The 20,696-nt window shown below is 71.6% G+C and carries 17 protein-coding genes; 11 read left to right on the forward strand and 6 right to left on the reverse strand.

The features are described from left to right. The first annotated feature begins 39 nt into the window (after positions 1–39). From OG552_RS25520 to OG552_RS25540, 5 genes are all read left to right on the forward strand, one after another. Positions 40–525, forward strand: a complete 486-nt coding sequence (locus OG552_RS25520; protein WP_329136730.1) for a MarR family winged helix-turn-helix transcriptional regulator — start codon at positions 40–42, stop codon at positions 523–525. 38 nt (positions 526–563) lie between these two features. After that, positions 564–1,073, forward strand: a complete 510-nt coding sequence (locus OG552_RS25525) for a MarR family winged helix-turn-helix transcriptional regulator (protein ID WP_329136732.1) — start codon at positions 564–566, stop codon at positions 1,071–1,073. Between the two features lie 188 nt (positions 1,074–1,261). Further along, a complete protein-coding gene (locus tag OG552_RS25530; RefSeq protein ID WP_329136734.1) occupies positions 1,262–1,603 on the forward strand; it encodes a DUF3817 domain-containing protein in 342 nt (113 codons plus the stop codon). A gap of 94 nt (positions 1,604–1,697) precedes the next feature. Then, entirely contained in the window at positions 1,698–3,398 is a 1,701-nt protein-coding gene (locus tag OG552_RS25535; RefSeq protein ID WP_329136736.1) for an acyl-CoA mutase large subunit family protein, read from the forward strand. A gap of 85 nt (positions 3,399–3,483) precedes the next feature. Next, positions 3,484–3,651, forward strand: coding sequence for a DUF397 domain-containing protein (locus OG552_RS25540; RefSeq protein ID WP_443071032.1), 168 nt, complete (start codon positions 3,484–3,486; stop codon positions 3,649–3,651). 36 nt (positions 3,652–3,687) lie between these two features. Here OG552_RS25540 and OG552_RS25545 read toward each other — a convergent pair whose 3' ends face one another. Next, positions 3,688–4,323, reverse strand: coding sequence for a TetR/AcrR family transcriptional regulator (locus OG552_RS25545; RefSeq protein ID WP_329136738.1), 636 nt, complete (start codon positions 4,321–4,323; stop codon positions 3,688–3,690). A gap of 245 nt (positions 4,324–4,568) precedes the next feature. Between OG552_RS25545 and OG552_RS25550 the strand changes: the two genes are divergently transcribed. The 4 genes from OG552_RS25550 (at position 4,569) to OG552_RS25565 (ending at position 8,903) form a co-directional block, all read left to right on the forward strand. Continuing rightward, positions 4,569–5,537: a tetratricopeptide repeat protein gene (locus OG552_RS25550; protein ID WP_329136740.1), complete on the forward strand. Its 969-nt coding sequence runs from the start codon at positions 4,569–4,571 to the stop codon at positions 5,535–5,537. A 668-nt stretch (positions 5,538–6,205) separates the two neighbouring features. After that, positions 6,206–6,829, forward strand: a complete 624-nt coding sequence (locus OG552_RS25555) for a DUF6230 family protein (protein ID WP_329136742.1) — start codon at positions 6,206–6,208, stop codon at positions 6,827–6,829. Between the two features lie 99 nt (positions 6,830–6,928). Continuing rightward, positions 6,929–7,534: a DUF6114 domain-containing protein gene (locus OG552_RS25560; RefSeq protein WP_329136744.1), complete on the forward strand. Its 606-nt coding sequence runs from the start codon at positions 6,929–6,931 to the stop codon at positions 7,532–7,534. Further along, the gene (locus tag OG552_RS25565; RefSeq protein WP_329136746.1) at positions 7,524–8,903 is read left to right on the forward strand and encodes a hydrogenase expression protein HypF; all 1,380 of its coding nucleotides are present in this window, start codon (positions 7,524–7,526) and stop codon (positions 8,901–8,903) included. The genes OG552_RS25560 and OG552_RS25565 overlap by 11 nt, the downstream gene beginning before the upstream one ends. A gap of 106 nt (positions 8,904–9,009) precedes the next feature. Here the strand turns inward: OG552_RS25565 and pyk are convergent, their stop codons facing one another. From pyk to pta, 3 genes are all read right to left on the reverse strand, one after another. Further along, positions 9,010–10,428 (reverse strand): pyruvate kinase, encoded by a 1,419-nt coding sequence (gene pyk / locus OG552_RS25570; RefSeq protein ID WP_329136748.1) that lies wholly within the window; start codon positions 10,426–10,428, stop codon positions 9,010–9,012. A 121-nt stretch (positions 10,429–10,549) separates the two neighbouring features. Further along, positions 10,550–11,713, reverse strand: coding sequence for an acetate kinase (locus tag OG552_RS25575; RefSeq protein ID WP_329141120.1), 1,164 nt, complete (start codon positions 11,711–11,713; stop codon positions 10,550–10,552). Positions 11,714–11,811: 98 nt separating this feature from the next. Continuing rightward, positions 11,812–13,896: a phosphate acetyltransferase gene (gene pta, locus OG552_RS25580; protein WP_329136749.1), complete on the reverse strand. Its 2,085-nt coding sequence runs from the start codon at positions 13,894–13,896 to the stop codon at positions 11,812–11,814. 219 nt (positions 13,897–14,115) lie between these two features. Between pta and OG552_RS25585 the strand changes: the two genes are divergently transcribed. Then, a complete protein-coding gene (locus OG552_RS25585) occupies positions 14,116–15,114 on the forward strand; it encodes a 2-hydroxyacid dehydrogenase (protein WP_329136751.1) in 999 nt (332 codons plus the stop codon). A 73-nt stretch (positions 15,115–15,187) separates the two neighbouring features. Further along, positions 15,188–16,213: an ATP-dependent 6-phosphofructokinase gene (locus OG552_RS25590; RefSeq protein ID WP_329136753.1), complete on the forward strand. Its 1,026-nt coding sequence runs from the start codon at positions 15,188–15,190 to the stop codon at positions 16,211–16,213. Between the two features lie 101 nt (positions 16,214–16,314). Here OG552_RS25590 and glgB read toward each other — a convergent pair whose 3' ends face one another. Next, on the reverse strand, positions 16,315–18,879 hold the full coding sequence (glgB, locus tag OG552_RS25595) for a 1,4-alpha-glucan branching enzyme (protein WP_329136754.1): 2,565 nt from the start codon (positions 18,877–18,879) through the stop codon (positions 16,315–16,317). Between the two features lie 60 nt (positions 18,880–18,939). Further along, positions 18,940–20,466 (reverse strand): maltokinase N-terminal cap-like domain-containing protein, encoded by a 1,527-nt coding sequence (locus tag OG552_RS25600; RefSeq protein WP_329136756.1) that lies wholly within the window; start codon positions 20,464–20,466, stop codon positions 18,940–18,942. Positions 20,467–20,696: the final 230 nt, after the last annotated feature.

Consider the following 20,696-nt stretch of genomic DNA (forward strand, 5'->3'; position numbering starts at 1 on the left):
GGCGGTCCTTCGTGATTCAACCGACGGTAGAATCGGTTCATGGAGACCGAGACCAAGGACGACGCCACCACCGACTGGCTCAACGCGGACGAGCAGCGGGCCTGGCGCCTCCACCTCGATGTCAGCCGGCTGCTCATGTACCAGATGGAGCGCGACCTGCAGCCCTTCGGGCTGACCAACAACGACTACGAGATCCTGGTCAACCTCTCCGAGGCCGAGGACCGGCGGCTGCGGATGAGCGACCTGGCCAAATCCACCCTGCAGTCCAAGAGCCGGCTCTCCCACCAGATCACGCGGATGGAAGCGGTCGGCCTGGTCCGCCGGGAGAACTGCGAGTCCGACCGCCGCGGTCTGTACGCGGTCCTCACCGAGCAGGGCTGGGACGTCATGCGCGAGGTCGCGCCCCGGCATGTCGCCTCGGTCCGCGCCCACTTCATCGACCTGATCTCCCCCGAGGACCTGGCCGCGTACCACCGCGCGCTCGAACCGGTGGCCGCGCACCTGCGGGCGGGGCGGTCCCGCTGACCGTCCCGGTACGGTGACCGGCGGGTAGGCTCTGGCGCGTGCCGAAGCCGTTGAGTCTTCCCTTCGACCCGATCGCCCGCGCCGACGAACTGTGGACGCGGCACTGGGGCGGCGTGCCGTCGATGGCCGCCATCACCTCGGTCATGCGCGCCCAGCAGATCCTGCTCGGGCAGGTGGACGCGGTGGTCAGACCGTACGGGCTGACCTTCGCCCGGTACGAGGCCCTGGTGCTGCTCACCTTCTCCAAGGCCGGCGAGCTGCCGATGTCCAAGATCGGCGAGCGCCTGATGGTCCACCCCACCTCGGTGACCAACACGGTGGACCGGCTGGTCGCCTCCGGTCTGGTCGACAAGCGCCCCAACCCCAACGACGGCCGCGGCACGCTGGCCTCCATCACCGACAAGGGCCGGGAGATCGTGGAGGCCGCCACGCGGGAGCTGATGGCGATGGACTTCGGCCTGGGCGTCTACGACCAGGAGGAGTGCGGCGAGATCTTCGCGCTGCTGCGCCCGCTGCGGATAGCGGCCGGCGACTTCGACGAGGACTGACCCGCGGACGGCCGGAGCGGCCTGACCGGCGGGACCGACCCGCGGACCGGCGGGACCGACCCGCGGACCGACTGGCCGGACCGGCCGGCCACTCCGGCCCGGAACCGACCGGAGCGGCCTGACCTGGGGCCGGGCGGTAACCGCTCCCCGCCTCAGCCGCGGTGTTCCGACCGGTTAGGCTCGTTTCCATGAAATCCAGCGTGCTGACCCGCTACCGGGTGATGGCCTATGTGACGGGCGTGCTGCTGATCGCGCTCACCCTCTCCGTCATCGCCGAGTACGTCCTGAACATCGACGGCGCGGACAAGGTCACCGGCATCGTCGGCTTCGCCCATGGCTGGCTCTACGTGGTGTACCTGGTCTTCGCCTTCGACCTGTGCAACAAGGCGAAGTGGCCGATCAACCGGATGGTCTGGGTGCTGCTGGCCGGTACGGTCCCGACCGCCGCGTTCTTCGTCGAGCGCCGCGTCACACGCGAGCTGGCCCCCCAGGTGGTCCACCCGGAGACCACCGAAGCCGTCAAGGTCTGATTCCGTACGTTCTCCCCCCTTCGGGTACGGCTCGCCGCGGTGGTGAGCCGCGCCTCATCGACATTTACTTGGACGTCCTAGTAAATTTGGAAGCATGGACGCCCACGGCATCGAGACAGGCCGCCAGCGCTGGCAGGCACGCTATGACTCCGCGCGCAAGCGCGAAGCCGACTTCACCACCCTCTCGGGCGACCCGGTGGAGCCGGTGTACGGTCCACCGCCCGGCGCCGACGTGCCCGGGTTCGAGCGGATCGGCTGGCCGGGGGAGTTCCCTTTCACCCGCGGGCTGTACGCCACCGGCTACCGGGGCCGTACCTGGACCATCCGGCAGTTCGCCGGGTTCGGGAACGCCGAGCAGACCAATGAGCGCTACAAGATGATCCTCGCGGCCGGCGGCGGCGGCCTCTCGGTCGCCTTCGACATGCCGACGCTGATGGGCCGCGACTCCGACGACCCCCGCTCGCTCGGCGAGGTCGGCCACTGCGGGGTCGCCATCGACTCCGCCGCCGACATGGAGGTGCTCTTCCGGGGCATCCCGCTGGGCGACGTCACCACCTCCATGACGATCTCCGGCCCCGCGGTCCCGGTCTTCTGCATGTACCTGGTCGCCGCCGAGCGCCAGGGCGTGGACCCGGCGGTGCTCAACGGCACCCTGCAGACCGACATCTTCAAGGAGTACATCGCCCAGAAGGAGTGGCTCTTCGCCCCCGACCCGCACCTGCGGCTGATCGGGGACCTGATGGAGCACTGCGCCACCGCGATCCCGGCCTACAAACCGCTCTCGGTCTCCGGCTACCACATCCGCGAGGCGGGGGCGACGGCCGCACAGGAGCTGGCGTACACCCTCGCCGACGGCTTCGGCTATGTGGAGCTGGGCCTGTCCCGCGGCATGGACGTGGACAGCTTCGCCCCCGGGCTCTCCTTCTTCTTCGACGCCCACCTGGACTTCTTCGAGGAGATCGCGAAGTTCCGCGCGGCCCGCCGGATCTGGGCGCGCTGGCTGCGCGACGAGTACGGCGCCAGGACCGACAAGGCGCAGTGGCTGCGCTTCCACACCCAGACCGCCGGGGTCTCGCTCACCGCCCAGCAGCCGTACAACAACGTGGTGCGTACCGCGGTGGAGGCGCTGTCCGCGGTGCTCGGCGGCACCAACTCGCTGCACACCAACGCGCTCGACGAGACCCTGGCGCTGCCCAGCGAGCAGGCCGCGGAGATCGCGCTGCGCACCCAGCAGGTGCTGATGGAGGAGACCGGCGTCGCCAATGTCGCCGACCCGCTGGGCGGCTCCTGGTACGTGGAGGCACTCACCGACCGGATCGAGCAGGACGCCGAGAAGATCTTCGAGCGAATCAGGGAGCTGGGCGCCAAGGCGGTGCCCAGCGGCAGGCACCCGATCGGCCCGGTCACCTCGGGCATCCTGCGCGGCATCGAGGACGGCTACTTCACCGGTGAGATCGCCGAGTCCGCCTTCCGGTACCAGCGGGCGCTGGAGAAGGGCGAGAAGGGCGTGGTCGGGGTGAACCGCAACACCGGCTCGGTCACCGGCGATCTGGAGATCCTGCGGGTGAGCCACGAAGTCGAGCGCGAGCAGGTGCAGGCGCTCGGCGCCCGCCGGGCGGCCCGGGACGAGCCGGCGGTACGCGCGGCGCTCGCCGCGATACTGGCCGCGGCGCGGGGCGACGGCAGCATGATCCCGCCGATGCTGGACGCGGTACGCGCCGAGGCGACGCTCGGTGAGATCTGCGGGGTGCTGCGGGAGGAGTGGGGCTCGTACACCGAGCCGGCCCGCTTCTGATCATCGCCCGCGAAGCACGATCCGCTACCGGCGGTTGCCTCGTAACCTCGTACGGACCCAACCGGCCCTGCGAGGAAGGAGCCTCGTGTCCCTCGAAGCGACCGTCGGTGACGACGGGATGGTCTACATCCGCGAGACAGAGCAGCCGGAGGTGGTGGCCGTGACCACCCCTGCCAAGTGGGAGGCGTTCGTGAAGGGCGTCAGGGCAGGGGAGTTCGACCACTTCGTGGCGGGCGTGGAGGCCGAGGCCTGACGGCCGGCAGGCGCTGCGGCCCGGACGGACGCCCACTCACGGCCCGTTGTGCACCCCGGCGAGCCCGACCACGAGCAGCCGGGCGAGCCGCAGCGCCCACGCGTCGTCCACCGGCTGTGAGCTGACCATCACCCGGTGGACGACGGAGCCCGCGACGACGTCGAAGATGAGGTCGTCGCGGGCCGGGTCGGCCGGGCCGTCGTCCGGCGGCAGTTCCCCTCGCTGCTGGGCACGGACCCGGCCGGTCAGCACCAGATGCTTCTGCCGGTCCACGATCGCGTCCCGGATCCGCAGCCGCAGCGCGTCGTCGTGGGTGGCCTCGGCGATGCACGCCATCAGCGCGGTCTTGGTCTCCGGACGGTCCAGCAGGGCGGCGAAGCGGAGCACCACACCCTGGATGTCGGCCTGCAGGCTGCCCAGGTCCGGCAGTTCCAGCTGCTCCTCGAAGAGCGCCGCCACCGCGTCCACCACCAGCTCGTTCTTCCCCGCCCAGCGCCGGTAGAGGGTGGTCTTGGCGACGCCGGCCCGGGCCGCCACGTCGCCCAGCGTCAGCCCGCTCCAGCCCAGTTCGGCCAGCGCCTCCCGGGTCGCCGCCAGGATCGCGCGGTCGGCGTCGGCGCTCCGGGGGCGGCCGGTGCGGCGGTTGTGGGAGGCCGGGGAGAGCGGACACATACGCCGGACCATACCGGCCGGTAGGTTACGTGACGAGTGACCGGGATCACATCGGGCGGCCGTGCGGGCTCTCCGGCCGGACAGTTACGCTACGACTCGTAGCGAAACCAGCGACAGCCACGGGTGCGGATGGGGATCCGCGCCGCCGTACGTCCCGGCGCCGCAGCAGTGCCACGTGACCCGCAAACCGGCGGGGATGCGGGGTCTGTGCACGCTTTGCTCCACGAGGGGGGAGGATTGACCTCATGCAGCCACGGAACATGTCCATGAGCGGCGTGGTCGACCTCGCCGCCCTGAAGGCGGCCAGTGAGGCCAAGGCGAAGGCCGAACAGGCCAGGGCGCAGCGGCAGGACGCCGGCACCGCCCCCGCCGCCTCGCCGCTCGTCATCGAGGTGACCGAGGCGACCTTCGAGAGCGATGTACTGCAGCGCTCCGCCGAGGTCCCGGTCGTCATCAGCTTCTGGGCCGACCAGGCCGAGCAGAGCAAGCAGCTCAACGCGGTGCTGGAACGCCTCACCGGGGAGTACCGGGGGCGCTTCGTCCTCGCCACCGCCGAGGTCTACGCCAACCAGACGCTCTTCCAGCAGTTCGGTGTCCAGGGGGTGCCCGCGGTCTTCGCGGTGCTGGCCGGTCAGGCCATGCCGCTCTTCCAGGGAGCGGCGCCCGAGGACCAGATCACCGAAGTGCTCGACCAGCTGATCTCGGTGGCCGAGGAGCGCTTCGGCATCATCGGCCCCGAGGTCGACCCGGGGGAGGCCGCCCAGGCGCAGGCCGCGCCGCCGCCGCGCCCGGCCACCCCGCAGGAACTGGCCCTGTCCGCCGCCCATGAGGCACTCGACGCGGGCGACCTGGGCGGCGCCATCCAGGCGTACAAGAACGTGCTGTCCGACGAGCCCGCCAATGTGGAGGCGAAACTCGGCCTGGCGCAGGCGGAGTTGCTGCGCAGGGTGCAGGGCGCCGACCCGAAGGCGGTCCGCGAGGCCGCGGCGAACGCACCGGGTGACGTAGCGGCCCAGCTGGCCGCGGCCGACCTGGAGTTGGTCGGCGGTCATGTCGAAGACGCGTTCGGACGTCTGGTGGACGCCGTCCGGCGGACCGCCGGCGAGGACCGGGAAACCGTCCGGCTGCGGCTGCTTGAGCTCTTCGAGGTGATCGGCCCGGACGATCCGCGCGTGGTCACGGCACGTACGGCCCTGGCCAGAGTGCTCTTCTGACCTTCCGGACGGGCCTCCTCCGGTTGCCGGCGGAGGTCCGTCCGACGGGTGTGGCCACTCGGAGATTTAGCGACACGGCGGCCGCACTTTATCAAACCGTGACCATCGGTGGGCCCTGTTACTTCGGGTAAAAGTACAGCCCTACTTTGTTGGTCGATCGTGGCGTATGTCGGATTTTCACGCCACCACCCTCCTCACTCTGCGTGATATCACTCCGCGTGGCGGTCATGCCTGCGCCGCTCATCCGTTACTCGCTGGTAACGAACCCCCTTGTGCCGCGGCCGGGAATGGACCACGATCGGCCAAGCTCGGTCCGTTGCCACAGCCCGGCCGCCAGTCGGCGCCGCGGTCGCGGGTCCCCGCCGAGTGGGGTGTGCGGTGACCGCCGCCGCCCCGGGACAGGGGGGTCTCCGTCCTACGGATGGAACCGCACCGGATGGAGCCTGTCCCGCAGGTTGCGCGAGAGCGTGGCCAGTGGTTGTCGCTCGGGGGTGATCGCCGCAGATTCGGACGCCGCCGTCCGTAGCTCCCGCACGGAGGACAACTCCCGCCGGGAGGACGGCTCCCCGATCACCGGCGCTCTCCTTTCCGAGGACGTAGCACTTCTCCCATCCCAGGCCCGGACCGAACGAACCCGGCCGGAGATGTACGTCCGAGAAGGAGGAAGTATGGAGTCGCTCGTTCGTGGGGGTACCAGATGGCGGCGGTTCGCCGTCGTCATGGTGCCGAGTGTCGCGGCCACCGCCGCGATAGGCGTGGCGCTGGCCCAGGGTGCGCTCGCCGCGTCGTTCGCCGTGTCCGGGCAGCAGTTCAAGGTGACCGCCAAGTCCCTGCACGGTGAGGGTTTCGAGCAGTACGGCGCGATAGACGCGCCCAGCGGTCACGGCGCGGTGCCGGTCGCGGTGTCGGCGTTCACCGACGCCACCATCACCGGCCTGTGCCAGTCGGTCGTCGTGCCGACGCCGATCGGCGATGTGACGCTGGTGCTGACCGCCGGCAACGGCAGCAAGAAGGTCGAGGCCCACAACCTCTACATCGACCTCGACCAGCTCGACGCCGACGCGACGTTCAACAACATCAACATCGGTGTCGCGGCCGGCCACTCGACCAAGGGTCCTGGCGTCAAGAGCAAGGACGCCGCCGACCCCGAGTCCTTCGCCCAGGAAGCCGACTCGGCCGACCTGACCGGGGTCAAGCAGACGGCATGGGCCACCAGCGCGGGCACCTTCAAGCTCGCCGGCCTCAGCCTGCGCATCCACAAGGGCTCCGGCTCTTCGGTGGAGTGCTACTAGGCATCGCCTGAGCGGCCTCGGGTGAACCGCGCCGGACGTGGCTCGCCCGAGGCCGACAGAGGAATCTCCGCAAACGCCCGTCCCAGGGAGCTGTTTTCTATGAGCGCCGAGTCGACAGGACTGAGTGCGCGGCTGCGCTACGGACGTGTGGCATTCCGCCACTGGCGGTGGCAACGCCCTTTCTGGGCGGGGCTGCTGACCATCGTGGCCGGGGTGCCGATCGCGTACTTCCCGTACGCGAACCTCACGCTCGGGCAGTTGACCATCCGGATGGCGACCACGGCCGGCAGCGGATCGCTGATCATCGGTGTGCTGCTCTTCGTGCTCGGGCTGACCATGTGGTTCCAGTCCGCGGTCCGGGTCTTCGCCGGTGTCGCCAGCATCCTGCTCTCGCTGGTCTCGCTGGTCATCTCCAACTTCGGCGGCTTCCTGGTCGGCTTCCTGTTCGCGCTGCTCGGCGGCGCGCTGGCGGTCGCTTGGGCGCCCGGTGTCCCGGCCACCGACGACCCGGGTGAGAAGGCGGAACTGCCGGACCAGCCGCCGGGCCCGGCGGGTTCGAAGGACGACTACTACGCGGGCGCCGGCGGCACCGGCCTGCCGACCGTGCCCGCGCAGAGCCCCTACGCCGACCCCGAGCCGGTCCACGCGGGTGCGCGCCCCGAGGAAGAGACCACTGAGGAGAACGGGAGGCACCGTGCTGGGTGACGAGACTCAGCCGGCCGGGGAGAGCGTGCCCCGTGCCAGGACGAGCTCCGGGCCGCGCCATGCCGCCCCCCGCAAGTCACTGCTGACCAAACTGCACGTTCCCGCCGGGAAGGCGGTCGCCCTGGCGGCCATGCCCACCGCGGTGCTGATGGGCATGGGGCTGACGCCCCACCTCGCTCAGGCCGACGACCAGTCCGACCCCTCGTTCAAGCCCGGCCCCTGCGTCACTCAGTCGGACTCGCCCACCACGGCCGACAGCAAGGACGCGGGCAAGGGCGGCGCCGAGGATCCCGGCAAGTCCACCGCGGGTGACGGTCCTTCCGCGAGCTCTTCCCAGCACGCGGACGGCGACAGCGGCAAGGCGAAGGCCGATACGCCCGACCCGACGGTCAGCCCCTCCGCGTCGGACCAGAAGTCCGCCGACGCGGCGAAGAGCGAACCGAAGAGCGAACAGAAGAGCGAGCCGAAGACGGAGCCGAGCAAGACGCCGACGCCGTCGGCCACGCCCACGCCGTCCACCAACCCGCTCGACCCGCTGGGACTGGGCAACCTGCTGGGCGGCCTGCTCGGTGTGAACAAGCCGGCTCCGACGCCGACTCCCACCACCCAGGCGCCGAAGCCGCCCGCCGCCACACCCGACCCGGACGCCACGAAGGCCCCGTCGAAGCCCTCCAGCGCCCCCACGAAGGCCGCGACGGACCCGGTGGGCACGACGGTCAAGGACCTGACGGACGGCGCTGGAAAGGCCGTCAAGGGCCTCACCGACAAGGCCACCGGCACGCCGTCGCCGTCCGCGAGCGCCGACCCCAAGGACACCAAGGGCACCAAGGACACCAAGGGCACGGCGACACCGGGCAGCGCCGACGGCAAGCAGGCGTACCCCTGCCCCACGTACGACGCGAAGGCGCTCGCCGACGCGGAGACCGAGGGCGGCATCCCGCTGCTGCCGGACGACCCGTGGACCCTCAAGGCCAGCGTCCTGACCCTGCACGGACTGAACTACGACGGCATCGTCAAGGTCCGTACCTGGAGCGGCACGGTCAAGGACGTCCTGAAGTTCACCGCCTCCGGCATCGACATCCGTGACCTGCACCAGATCGTCCAGGGACCGCGCGGCACGACAACGCACGTGATCGCGCGGGCCGGCTCCACCTCGACGTTCCGCAACGGCACGGTGACGCTCTACACCGAGTCGCTCAGCGGCAATCTGCTCGGGCTCGTCCCGATCACCTTCACCCCGAAGGCCCCGCCGCCGCTGACCCTGCCGGAGCTCTTCTTCACCGATGTGACGGTCATTCAGGCCGGCCAGTTCGGCGGTGACCTCACCATCCCGGGCATGCAGGTCCGTCCCAACCAGCCCGCCTCGTAAGCCGTCTCCCGGGAACCCCGTACCAACGCACCAACGCCACGCGGCCCGCCCCCGGTCAAGGGGTACGGGCCGCGCGGCGTTGCGGGTGCGGTGGGCGCCCGGGGCGTCAGCCGCCGAGGTGGTGGACGCGGACGAGGTTGGTGGTGCCGGGCTCGCCGGGCGGGGAGCCGGCCGTGATGATGACGGTGTCACCCTTGGCGTACTCGGAGAGCTTGAGCATCTCCCGGTCGACCAGCTCCACCATCGCGTCGGTGGTGTTGACGTGCTCGACGACGAACGCCTCGACACCCCAGGTCAGCGCGAGCTGGTTACGGGTGGCGGGGTCGGTGGTGAAGGCGAGGACCGGCTCCGGGACGCGGTAGCGGGCCAGCCGGCGGGCGGTGTCACCGGACTTGGTGAAGGCGACCAGTGACTTGGCGTCCAGGAAGTCGCCCAGCTCGGCGGCGGCACGGGCCACCGCGCCGCCCTGGGTGCGGGGCTTCTTGCCCGGCGCCAGAGGCTGCAGGCCGCGGCAGAGCAGCTCCTCCTCGGCGGCCTCCACGATGCGCGACATCGTCTTGACCGTCTCGATCGGGTACTTGCCGACCGAGGACTCCGCCGACAGCATCACCGCGTCCGCGCCGTCCAGGATCGCGTTGGCGACGTCGGAGGCCTCGGCGCGGGTCGGACGGGAGTTGGTGATCATCGACTCCATCATCTGGGTCGCCACGATCACCGGCTTGGCGTTGCGCCGGCACATCTCGACCAGGCGCTTCTGGACGATCGGCACCTGCTCCAGCGGGTACTCCACGGCGAGGTCGCCGCGGGCCACCATCACGGCGTCGAACGCCATGACGACGTCCTCCATGTTCTGCACCGCCTGCGGCTTCTCCACCTTGGCGATGACCGGGAGGCGGATGCCCTCCTCGTCCATCACGCGGTGCACGTCCCGGACGTCCTTGGCGTCCCGGACGAAGGAGAGGGCCACCATGTCGACGCCCATGTGCAGCGCGAACCGCAGGTCGTCGATGTCCTTGTCGGAGAGCGCCGGCACGTTCACCGAGGCGCCGGGCAGGTTGATGCCCTTGTGGTCGGAGATCACACCGCCCTCGACCACCAGCGTGCGGACCCGGGCACCTTCGACCTCGATGACGCGCAGCGCCACATTGCCGTCGTTGATGAGGATCGGGTCGCCCTGCGAGACATCGCCGGGCAGGCCCTTGTACGTGGTGCCGCACAGGGTCCGGTCGCCGGCGACCTCTTCGGTGGTGATGGTGAACTCGTCGCCCGCGACCAGCTCCACCGGTCCGTCGGCGAACTTGCCGAGACGGATCTTGGGGCCCTGCAGGTCGGCGAGGATGCCGACCGCCTTGCCCGTTTCCTCGGCCACCTTGCGCACCCGCTGGTAACGGTCCTGGTGCTCGGCGTGGCTGCCGTGGCTGAAATTGAGGCGGGCCACGTTCATGCCCGCTTCGACCAGCGTCTTCAGCTGGTCGTACGAGTCGACGGCGGGACCCAGGGTACAGACGATCTTGGCTCGGCGCATGGGCGCTATCCTATCGGTTTGTTCCGCTCCGGAATATTCCTGGGGCTACGTGGTCGGGGGACGGTCGGCCGCCGCGTCCTGACGGTCTTCCTGCTCGTTCCCCGCACGGCCGGTGTCGTGCTCAGCCGGCCGCGCCGGGACCTCGGGCGTCAGCCCTACCCTGCGCCAAGGCGTAAGTATCGCGGGCGATCTCAAGCTCTTCGTCAGTGGGCACCACAGCGACCGCCACCCGGCTGTTTTCGGCCGAGATCAGCCGTCCGGCCGAGGCCCGTACGGCATTGCGCACCGGGTCAAGGACGACGCCGAACCCTTCGAGGCCGGCCAGCGCCGCGGCCCGTACCGCCGCCGAGTTCTCGCCGACGCCGGCGGTGAAGACGATCGCGTCGACCCGTCCCAGCACCGCGGTGAACGCCCCGATGTAGCGGCGCAGCCGGTGCACGTACACATCGAAGGCGAGCTGCGCCCGCTCGTCCCCGTCCGCCATCCGGCGGCCGATCTCCCGCATGTCATTGGCGCCGGCCAGGCCCAGCAGTCCCGACTTCTTGTTGAGCAGGGTGTCGATCTCGTCGGTGCTCATGCCGCCCACCCGCTGCAGGTGGAAGACCACCGCCGGGTCGAGGTCCCCTGACCTGGTGCCCATCACCAGCCCCTCCAGCGGGGTCAGGCCCATTGAGGTGTCCACGCAGACGCCGCCCCTGACCGCCGCCGCCGAGGCGCCGTTGCCCAGGTGCAGCACGATCTGGTTGACCTCGGCGGGCTCCTTGCCCAGCAGCTTCGCGGCGGCCCGCGAGACGTACGCGTGCGAGGTGCCGTGGAAGCCGTAGCGGCGCACCGCGAACCGGTCGGCGATCGCGGTGTCGATGGCGTACCGGTGGGCGGACTCCGGGATGGTGGCGTGGAAGGCGGTGTCGAAGACCGCGACCTGCGGCAGGTCGGGGCGCAGCTCGCGGGCCACCTTGATGCCGGTGATGTTGGCCGGATTGTGCAGGGGGGCCAGCGGCACCAGCTGCTCGATCCCGGCGAGTACGTCGTCGGTGATCAGCGTCGGCGCGGTGAAGCGGGTGCCGCCGTGCACCACCCGGTGCCCGACCGCGGCCAGCTCGGGCGAGTCCAGGCCGAGGCCCTGGCCGCGCAGCTCGGCGGAGACCTGCCGGAGCGCCGCCGCGTGGTCCGCGACGCCGCCCTCCTCGCCGATCCGCTCCACCAGGCCGGAGGCGAGCCGGCTGTGGTCGGTCATCTCCAGCAGCTGGTACTTCACCGAGGAGGACCCGGAGTTGAGGACCAGGACCCGGGTGGCGCCCGCGGCGGTCCCGCCTTCCCGGCCACCGGGCGGGGCCGCGGGTGCCGCCGCCGGCTGCGGTGCTGCGGTCCGGTGCGTGTCGCTCACTGCGTCTCCCCCTGCTGGGCCTGGATCGCGGTGATCGCGACCGTGTTCACGATGTCCTGCACCAGCGCGCCCCGGGAGAGGTCGTTGACCGGCTTGCGCAGGCCCTGGAGGACCGGGCCGACCGCGACCGCGCCCGCGGAGCGCTGGACCGCCTTGTAGGTGTTGTTGCCGGTGTTGAGGTCAGGGAAGATCAGCACCGTCGCCTGCCCGGCCACCGAGGACCCCGGGAGCTTGGCGGCCGCCACGGTGGGGGAGACCGCCGCGTCGTACTGGATCGGTCCCTCCACCAGCAGGTCGGGCCGCCGGGCGCGGAGCAGTTCGGTGGCGGTGCGGACCTTGTCGACGTCCGCGCCGCTGCCGGAGGTGCCGGTGGAGTACGACAGCATGGCGATCCGGGGCTGCACGCCGAAGCGGGCCGCGGTGGCGGCCGCCTGGGCCGCGATGTCCGCGAGCTGTTCGGCGTCCGGGTCGGGGTTGACCGCGCAGTCGCCGTAGACCAGCACCTTGTCGGCCAGGCACATGAAGAAGACCGAGGAGACGATCGCGGCGTCCGGCCGGGTCTTGATGATCTCGAAGGCCGGGCGGATGGTGGCCGCGGTGGAGTGCACCGCGCCGGAGACCATGCCGTCGGCCAGGCCCTCCTGCACCATCAGGGTGCCGAAGTAGGAGACGTCCGCGACCACGTCGTAGGCGAGCTCGTAGGAGACGCCCTTGTGGGCGCGGAGCTTGGCGTAGAGCTCGGCGAAACGATCCCGCAGCGGTGAGGTCTGCGGATCGACCACCGTCACCGCCGGGTCGTCGAGCACGATGCCGAGGTCGCCGGCCTTCTTGCGGACCGCGTCCTCCTCGCCGAGCAGCGTCAGCTCGCACACCCCACGGCGCAGCAGCACCTCGGCGGCCCGCAGGATCCGCTCCTCGGCGCCCTCCGGCAGCACGATCCGCCGCTTGTCCGCGCGGGCCCGTTCCAGCAGCGCGTGTTCGAACATCATCGGCGTGACCCGCTCGGAGCGGGCCACCGAGAGGCGCTCGGTCAGCTCGGCGGTGTCCACGTGGGTCTCGAAGAGACCGAGCGCGGTCTCCGCCTTGCGCGGGGTGCCGGCGCCGAGCTTGCCGTCCAGCGTGAACAGGCCGGCCGCGGTCGGGAAGGAGCCGGCGGCCACCGCGAGCACCGGGGTGCCGGGGGCCAGCCGGTTGGCCAGCGCCAGGATGTCCGGGCCGGGCTTCTCGTCCAGGGTCAGCAGCACCCCGGCGATCGGCGGCGCGCCCGCGGCGTGCGCGGCCAGCGAGCCGATGATCAGATCGGCCCGGTCACCGGGCGTCACCACCACACAGCCCGGGGTCAGCGCGGGCAGGAAGGCCGGCAGCATCGCGCCGCCGAAGACGAAGCCCATGGCGTCCCGGGACAGGCCCGCGTCGTCCCCGAGCAGCACCTCCGCGCCCAGGTGCTCGACGATCTGCGCCACCGTCGGCGCGGCCAGCGCCGGCTCGTCGGGCAGGACGTACACCGGCACGTCCAGGGTGTGCCGCAGCAGCCCGGTGGCCCCCTCGACCTGGCCGGGGTCCACCCGGTTGGCGATCATCGCGATCACGTCGCAGCCCAGGTTGGTGTACGCGTGGTGCGCGTTGCGGACCTCGGCGGCCACCGACTCGGCGCTCTGGTCCCGGCCGCCTATCACCGCCAGCACCGAGGCACCGCACTCGTTGGCCAGCCGGGCGTTCACCCCCAGCTCGGCGGGCAGATTGGTGTCGGAGAAGTCGGAGCCGAGGATCAGCACCGTGTCGTACGACTCGGCGACCCGCAGATAGCCCTCGACCAGGCGGGCGGTCAGCGCCTCCTGGCCCTGCTCCGCCTGGAGCGCGGCGGCCTCCGGATAGCCCATGCCGAAGACGGTGTCCTCTTCCTGGGTGAGCCGGTAGCGGCCGCGCAGGAGTTCGAAGATGCGGTCCGGGGTGTCGTGCACCAGCGGGCGGTAGACCCCGACCCGGTCCACCTGCCGGGTCAGCAGCTCCATCACCCCCAGCTCGACCACCTGGCGGCCGTCGCCGCGACCGATCCCCGTGACATAGACGCTGCGCGTCACCCCTGTGCTCCGATCTGCTGCCGCCGCCGACCTGTGGACGTATGTATGCACGACGCTAACGTGCCCGCCCGCGCGTCGCCCGGTGAGGTCGCACATCGCTCACGCAAGGTGTGTACCCCGTCGGGATTACCCCGATACGAACGCCCTGGCATCGCTGCGCGGTGCACGTAGGGTGAACAGGAGAGGGCGGGGCGGCATGGCCGAGAGGAGGCCGGTGCGATGGAGATCCTGGCGACCGGAGTACAGCGCGACGAGCGCCCCCTGCTGGAGGCGGCGGCACCGCCGCGGCACACCGTCCGCTGCCTGGAGACGGTGCTGACCGCCGACACGGTGACCCTCGCGGCGGGCTACGAAGCGGTGTCCACCTCGGTGCACGGCGCGCTGGACGCGCCGGTGCTTGAGGCGCTGGTGCGCGGCGGCACCCGGCTGATCACCCAGCGGTCCACCGGTTACAACAACATCGACCTCGACCACGCGGAACGGCTCGGTCTCACCGTCGCCCGGGTCGCCGGCTACTCGCCGTACGCGGTCGCCGAGTTCGCCTGGGCGCTGGCCACCGCGCTCAACCGGCGGATCGTCACAGCCGCCCGGCGCAACCGCGACTTCGACCTCCGGCTGGACGGGCTGCTCGGCCGGGATCTGCACGGGCGTACCGTCGGGGTGATCGGCACCGGCCGGATCGGCACCGCTTTCGCCGCGATCGGCCGGGGCTTCGGCATGCGTCTGCTGGGCTGGGACATCACCCCCAACCCGGCCTGCGAGGAACTCGGCATGGAGTACGTGGAGCTCGACCGGCTGTGCCGGGAGGCCGACCTGATCAGCCTGCATGTGCCGTTGATGCCGTCCACGCACCATCTGATCGGGGCCCGGCGGCTGAGCGCGATGAAGGACGACGTGCTGCTGGTCAACACCGGCCGCGGTGCCCTGATCGACGCGGCGGCGCTGCTCGACGCCCTCGGGGAGCGGCGGCTCGGCGGGGTCGGGATCGATGTGTACGAGGAGGAGGCGGGCGTCTTCTTCTACGACAAGGCGCTGGAGGTGATGACCGACGAGACCCTCGGGCGGCTGATGGCCTACGACCGGGTGCTGGTCACCTCCCACCTGGCGTACTTCACGGTGGACGCGGTGCAGCAGATCGTCGAGACGACCGTCCGCAATGTGGACGACTATCTCGCCGGGCGGATCACCGAGTGCACGCTGGTGCCGAAGTCACCGTGAGAGAAGTGAAGATCGCGCCCACCGTGAGCGGCGACGAGCCGTCCCACCCGCACCTCCTTGGAGACACCACCTCATGCGCATCGGAGTCCTCACCGCGGGCGGCGACTGCCCCGGCCTGAACGCTGTCATCCGGTCCGTCGTCCACCGGGCGCTGACCGGCCACGGCGACGAGGTCATCGGTTTCGAGGACGGCTTCGTCGGCCTGCTGGAGGGCCGCGTCCGTCCCCTGGACCTCAATTCGGTCAGCGGCATCCTGGCCCGGGGCGGGACCATACTCGGCTCGTCCCGGCTGGAACGGGCGCGGCTGCGGGAGGCCGCCGACCACTCCGACCAGCTGTGCGCCGAGTACGGCCTCGACGTGCTCATCCCGATCGGCGGTGAGGGCACGCTGACCGCGGCCCGGATGCTCGCCGACGCCGGGATGCCGGTGGTCGGGGTGCCGAAGACGATCGACAACGACATCAACGGCACCGACCGGACCTTCGGCTTCGACACCGCGGTCACGGTCGCCACCGAGGCGATCGACCGGCTGATGACCACCGCGGAGTCGCACCAGCGGGTGATGGTGGTCGAGGTGATGGGCCGGCACGCCGGCTGGATCGCCCTGGAGGCGGGGATGGCCTCCGGCGCGCACGGCATCTGCGTCCCGGAGCGGCCCTTCGACCCGGCCGATCTGGTGGCGATGGTCGAACGGCGCTTCGCCCGCGGCAAGAAGTTCGCCGTCATCTGTGTCGCCGAGGGCGCCCACCCCGCCAAGGACACCATGGAGTACGGCGTGGGCGAGATCGACAAGTACGGCCACGAGCGCTTCACCGGCATCGGTACCACCCTCGCCCGCGAGCTGGAGGCCCGCCTCGGCAAGGAGGCCCGCCCGGTCATCCTCGGCCACGTCCAGCGCGGCGGCGTCCCGACCGCCTACGACCGGATCCTCGCCAACCGCTTCGGCTGGCACGCCGTCGAAGCCGCCCACCGGGGCGCCTTCGGCCACATGACCGCCCTCCACGGCACCCGCATCACCACCGTCCCCCTCGCCGACGCGATCACCCACCTCAAAACCGTCCCGGACGACCGCATCGACGAGGCGGAATCGGTCTTCTGACCGGTCGCGCCGGGGTCGATCGAAAGCGGCCCGCGGCACTTCGGGGCCCCCGCCGTACGACCCGGCGGTGGTCGTACGGCCGCGGGTGGGGGGTGGGGGGGTCAGGGGGTTTGGCGGAGCCAGAGGGTGGACAAGGGGGGGAGGGTGACGGCGATGCTGTGGGGGCGGCCGTTCCAGGGGTGGGGTTCGCTCTTGAGGGGGCCGTCGGGGTCGACGCCGCTGCCGCCGTAGCGGGTCTGGTCGGTGTTGAGGACCTGCTGCCAGACGCCCTCGGGGGTGCCCACGCGGTAGCCCTCGCGGACCACCGGGGAGAAGTTGCTGATGCACAGCAGCGGCTCGCCCGCCGCGTCATGGCGCAGGAAGGAGAAGGTGTTGTCCTCCGCCGCCCCGCCGTCGACCCACTCGAAGCCCGCCGGGTCGGTGTCGCGCTGCCACAGCGCCGGCGTCCGCCCGTAGACCGCGTTGAGGTCGCGCACCAGGTCACGCACCCCGCGGTGGTCGCCGGCCGCGGAGTACGTGTCGTCCAGCAGCCACCAGTCCGGCCCGGTGTCGTGCGACCACTCCGCGCCCTGCGCGAACTCCTGGCCCATGAAGAGGAGTTGCTTGCCCGGGTGGGCCCACATGAAGGCCAGGTACGCCCGCACGTTCGCCCGCTGCTGCCACCAGTCGCCCGGCATCTTGCTGACCAGTGAGCCCTTGCCGTGCACCACCTCGTCGTGCGAGATCGGCAGCACGTAGTTCTCGCTGTACGCGTACACCATCGAGAACGTCATCTCGTTGTGGTGGAACTTGCGGTGCACCGGCTCGTGCGCCATGTAGTCGAGCGAGTCGTGCATCCAGCCCATGTTCCACTTCAGACCGAAGCCGAGGCCCCCGAAACCGGTCGGGCCCACGTGGTGGGTGGCCCGGGTGACGCCGTCCCACGCGGTGGACTCCTCGGCGATGGTGATCACGCCGGGGCAGCGCCGGTACACCGTCGCGTTCATCTCCTGCAGGAACGCCACCGCGTCCAGATTCTCCCGGCCGCCGTGCTCGTTGGGCAGCCATGCGCCGCCCTCGCGCGAGTAGTCCAGGTAGAGCATCGAGGCGACGGCGTCCACCCGCAGGCCGTCGATGTGGAACTCCTGGCACCAGTAAATCGCGTTGGCGACCAGGAAGTTGCGCACCTCGGTACGGCCGTAGTCGAAGATCAGCGTGCCCCAGTCGGGGTGTTCCGCGCGGCGCGGGTCGGCCGGTTCGTAGAGCGGCGCACCGTCGAACCGGGCAAGCGCCCACTCGTCCTTGGGGAAGTGGGCGGGCACCCAGTCCATGATCACGCCGATGCCGGCCCTGTGCAGTGCGTCCACCAGGTAACGGAAGTCGTCCGGTGTGCCGAGCCGCGAGGTCGGCGCGTAGTACGACGTCACCTGATAGCCCCACGAACCGCCGAACGGGTGCTCGGCGACCGGCATCAACTCCACGTGGGTGAAGCCGAGTTCGGAGACGTACTCGGGCAGCTGCGTGGCCAGTTCCCGGTAGCTGAGGCCCGGCCGCCAGGACGGCAGGTGCACCTCGTAGACCGAGAACGGCGCCCGGTGCACGGGGGTGTCGGCGCGACGCGCCATCCACGCGTCGTCCTGCCAGGCGTACGACGAGGAGGTGACGATCGACGCGGTCGCGGGCGGCTGCTCGGTGGCGCGGGCCATCGGGTCGGCCTTCATCCCGCGTGAGCCGTCGGGCCGGGTGATCTCGTACTTGTAGGCGGTGCCCTCGGCAACTCCGGGCACGAACAGCTCCCACACGCCGGAGGAGCCCAGCGAGCGCAGCGGGAAGCCGGTGCCGTCCCAGAAGTTGAAGTCGCCGGCCACCCGGACCCCGCGGGCGTTCGGCGCCCAGACCGTGAAGCGGGTGCCCGCCACCCCGCCGTGCGTCATCGGCTCCGAGCCGAGCACCTGCCACAGCTGCTCGTGCCGGCCCTCCCGGATCAGGTGCAGGTCCAGCTCGCCGAGCGTGGGCAGGAAGCGGTACGGGTCCTCGACGATGTGCTCGCCGTCGTCGTAGGTGACCGCGAGCCGGTACCGCGCCGGGACCTCGGTGAGCGGCAGCAGCGCGGAGAAGAGGCCGTCGCCCTCCGGCTCCAGCTCCGCCCGCAGGCCGTCGGCCAGCACCGCGACCCCCCGGGCGTACGGTCGCAGCGCCCGGAACCGCACGCCGCCCGGCTCCTTGTGCCCGCCGAGCAGGCCGTGCGGGTCGTGGTGGGCGCCGTTCAGCAGCCGCCAGCGGTCGCCCTCGTCCAGGCTGCTCGGCCGACCGGGCTCACCGGCGGGTCCCTCGACGGGTGCGGCGGCCGGCTCGGCGGGCTGCCCGGCGGACTCAGGCCCGGGCTCATCGGCGGGCTCCCTGCCGGGCGCCACGGAGGCGGAAGCAGAGGGGGCCGGGGAAGCCGGGGTGGCCGGGGAAGCCGCGGCGGGGGCCGGCTCCGCCGGGGAACCGCCGTTCACCGCGCCGCCCGCGTCCTTCGGCGCCGTGCCCGAGGCACCCGGGTGCGGAGTGCCGGCGTCGTAGCCGCGCGCGGTGGCCTCCGGGAGCGACCCGGGAGCCGCCGCCGCGGCGGACGGGCCCGCCGTACCGGCCGTCGGCGGGGTGAAGGAACGGTCCTGCGGTGAGTCGGGGGTGCGCGCGGTCACTGGCTGAATCTCCTCGGACGGATCGGCAAGTCTGGCGGGTGCGGGCCGCGGTCAACCTCTTCATACCGCCGAAGTGGCCAGGCGGGCGAGGGCGGAGAGCGGAATGGGCAGCCAGGCGGGGCGGTGCCTGGCCTCGTACCGGGCTTCGTAGACCGCCTTGTCCGTCTCGAAGGCCCGTATCAACACAGGCTGTTCGCGTGGATCGAGGCCGGCCACCTCGGCGTACCCGGTGCAGAAGGCGTCCCGGTGGCGGGCCGCCCACGGGCCGTTGCCGCTGTGGTACGCGGCGTAGTCGAAGGACCGGAGCATGCCGGCCACGTCCTGGACCGGCGGCGCCGGACGGCGGCGTTCGGCGAGCGGCCGGGCCGGCTCGCCCTCGAAGTCGATCAGCACCCACTCGCCGTCCGGCCCGCGGAGCGCCTGCCCCAGGTGCAGGTCGCCGTGGATGCGCTGGGCCACCACCTCGTCGGTCCCGGCGGCGGCGCCCAGCTTGGCCAGGTCGTCGAAGGCCGACCGCAGCGCGGCGGCGTACGGTCGTACCGCGGGCACCTCGGCCGCCGTCTCCTCCAGCCGCCGTGTCATCGCGGCGGCCATACGTTCCAGCGCCGCGCCGTCCAGCCGCTGGACGTCCAGCGCCGCGGCCAGCGAGGCGTGCACCTCCGCGGTGGCCCGCCCGAGCGCGGCCGCCTCGTCGCGGAAGTCGCCGTCCTCGGCGACCGAGGCGGTGGCCAGCGTCCATCCGTCGGCCGAGCCCGGCAGGAAGCGCTGCAGCACCCCGAGCGTCACCGGCTCGCCCGCCGTGGGCTGCGTACCGGCGTCACCGGCGGCCCCCTTTTCACTGGCGTCTTCACTGGCGTCGCCGCGGTCACCGGTGCCCGGGGCGTCCTCCTGGTCCTCGTCGGAGTCCAGCGCCTCGAACCAGGCGACCGGCTCCGCCACCCGCCGCGAGCCCGCCCTGGCCAGCGCCAGCGACAGCTCCAGGTCGGGGTTGGTGCCGGGGGAGACCCGGCGGAAGAGCTTGAGGATGTAGGCGTCGCCGTAGACCACGGAGGTGTTCGACTGCTCGGCGGTGGAGACCCGCGGGGTCAGCCCCGGCGGGAACTGCGCGCTCGGCTCGGTGGTGAAGCGCAGCCGGCCGATCCGGCCGGGCAGCCGCAGCCGTTCGAGGAGCAGCGCGGCCAGCCGGGGGTCGTGCGGGGCGTCGTAGAGCGTCAGCCCGTCGTAGGGGCCGCCGACCGCGGTGCCCAGCGAGGTACGGACCAGCGACGAGGGCAGCAGTGGGTGGGCGCCGAGCAGGAGTTGATAGCAGTCCGCGGGCCGGTCCGGCTGCTCCACGTCGACCAGCACGTGCAGCAGTCCCAGCGGGCCGAGCCGCCCGCCGGGCGGCACCAGCTCGGTGGCCGCGGCCAGCCGGAGGCGGCCGATGGGCAGGCCCTTGCCGGCGAACCAGCGCTGCCGCGGCAGCCAGCGGCGCAGCAGCGGATCGAGGGAGTCCAGCAGCCCCGACTCCAGATCGCGGTCCACCGCGGCCGGGGCGGAAGCTGCTGACGCAGCAGGGGATACACGGGTCCAGGAGGTGTCCGACATGACGTCCTTTCCCCGGGGAGTCGCGCACCCAGCGCTTTGTGTGAGCGGCGGGGGCGCCAGCCTCCCGGATGGCGGGTGCGGGCTGTCCGGCGACACGGGGGAGCCTGCCCCGGGCGGGTGACAGGAAACCGCCGTACGGGCTGCTGGAGGAGTACTTCTGGATCCCTCTGGATACTGCCAAAGGTCGGTCGCGCCCGCACCTCGGGCACGCGGGGGGCCGGGCGCCCCGG

The sequence above is a fragment of the Streptomyces sp. NBC_01476 genome (assembly GCF_036227265.1).
Lineage (GTDB): Bacteria > Actinomycetota > Actinomycetes > Streptomycetales > Streptomycetaceae > Actinacidiphila.

Bases quoted from the DNA above. Each gene is read 5' to 3' on its own strand.
- OG552_RS25560 (WP_329136744.1), top strand. From the start codon at position 6,929: ATGAGCGCCGAGTCGACAGGACTGAGTGCGCGGCTGCGCTACGGACGT.
- OG552_RS25600 (WP_329136756.1), bottom strand. From the start codon at position 20,466: ATGTCGGACACCTCCTGGACCCGTGTATCCCCTGCTGCGTCAGCAGCT.
- OG552_RS25550 (WP_329136740.1), top strand. From the start codon at position 4,569: ATGCAGCCACGGAACATGTCCATGAGCGGCGTGGTCGACCTCGCCGCC.
- OG552_RS25585 (WP_329136751.1), top strand. From the start codon at position 14,116: ATGGAGATCCTGGCGACCGGAGTACAGCGCGACGAGCGCCCCCTGCTG.
- OG552_RS25590 (WP_329136753.1), top strand. From the start codon at position 15,188: ATGCGCATCGGAGTCCTCACCGCGGGCGGCGACTGCCCCGGCCTGAAC.
- OG552_RS25545 (WP_329136738.1), bottom strand. From the start codon at position 4,323: ATGTGTCCGCTCTCCCCGGCCTCCCACAACCGCCGCACCGGCCGCCCC.
- OG552_RS25520 (WP_329136730.1), top strand. From the start codon at position 40: ATGGAGACCGAGACCAAGGACGACGCCACCACCGACTGGCTCAACGCG.
- pyk (WP_329136748.1), bottom strand. From the start codon at position 10,428: ATGCGCCGAGCCAAGATCGTCTGTACCCTGGGTCCCGCCGTCGACTCG.
- OG552_RS25535 (WP_329136736.1), top strand. From the start codon at position 1,698: ATGGACGCCCACGGCATCGAGACAGGCCGCCAGCGCTGGCAGGCACGC.
- OG552_RS25530 (WP_329136734.1), top strand. From the start codon at position 1,262: ATGAAATCCAGCGTGCTGACCCGCTACCGGGTGATGGCCTATGTGACG.
- OG552_RS25555 (WP_329136742.1), top strand. From the start codon at position 6,206: ATGGAGTCGCTCGTTCGTGGGGGTACCAGATGGCGGCGGTTCGCCGTC.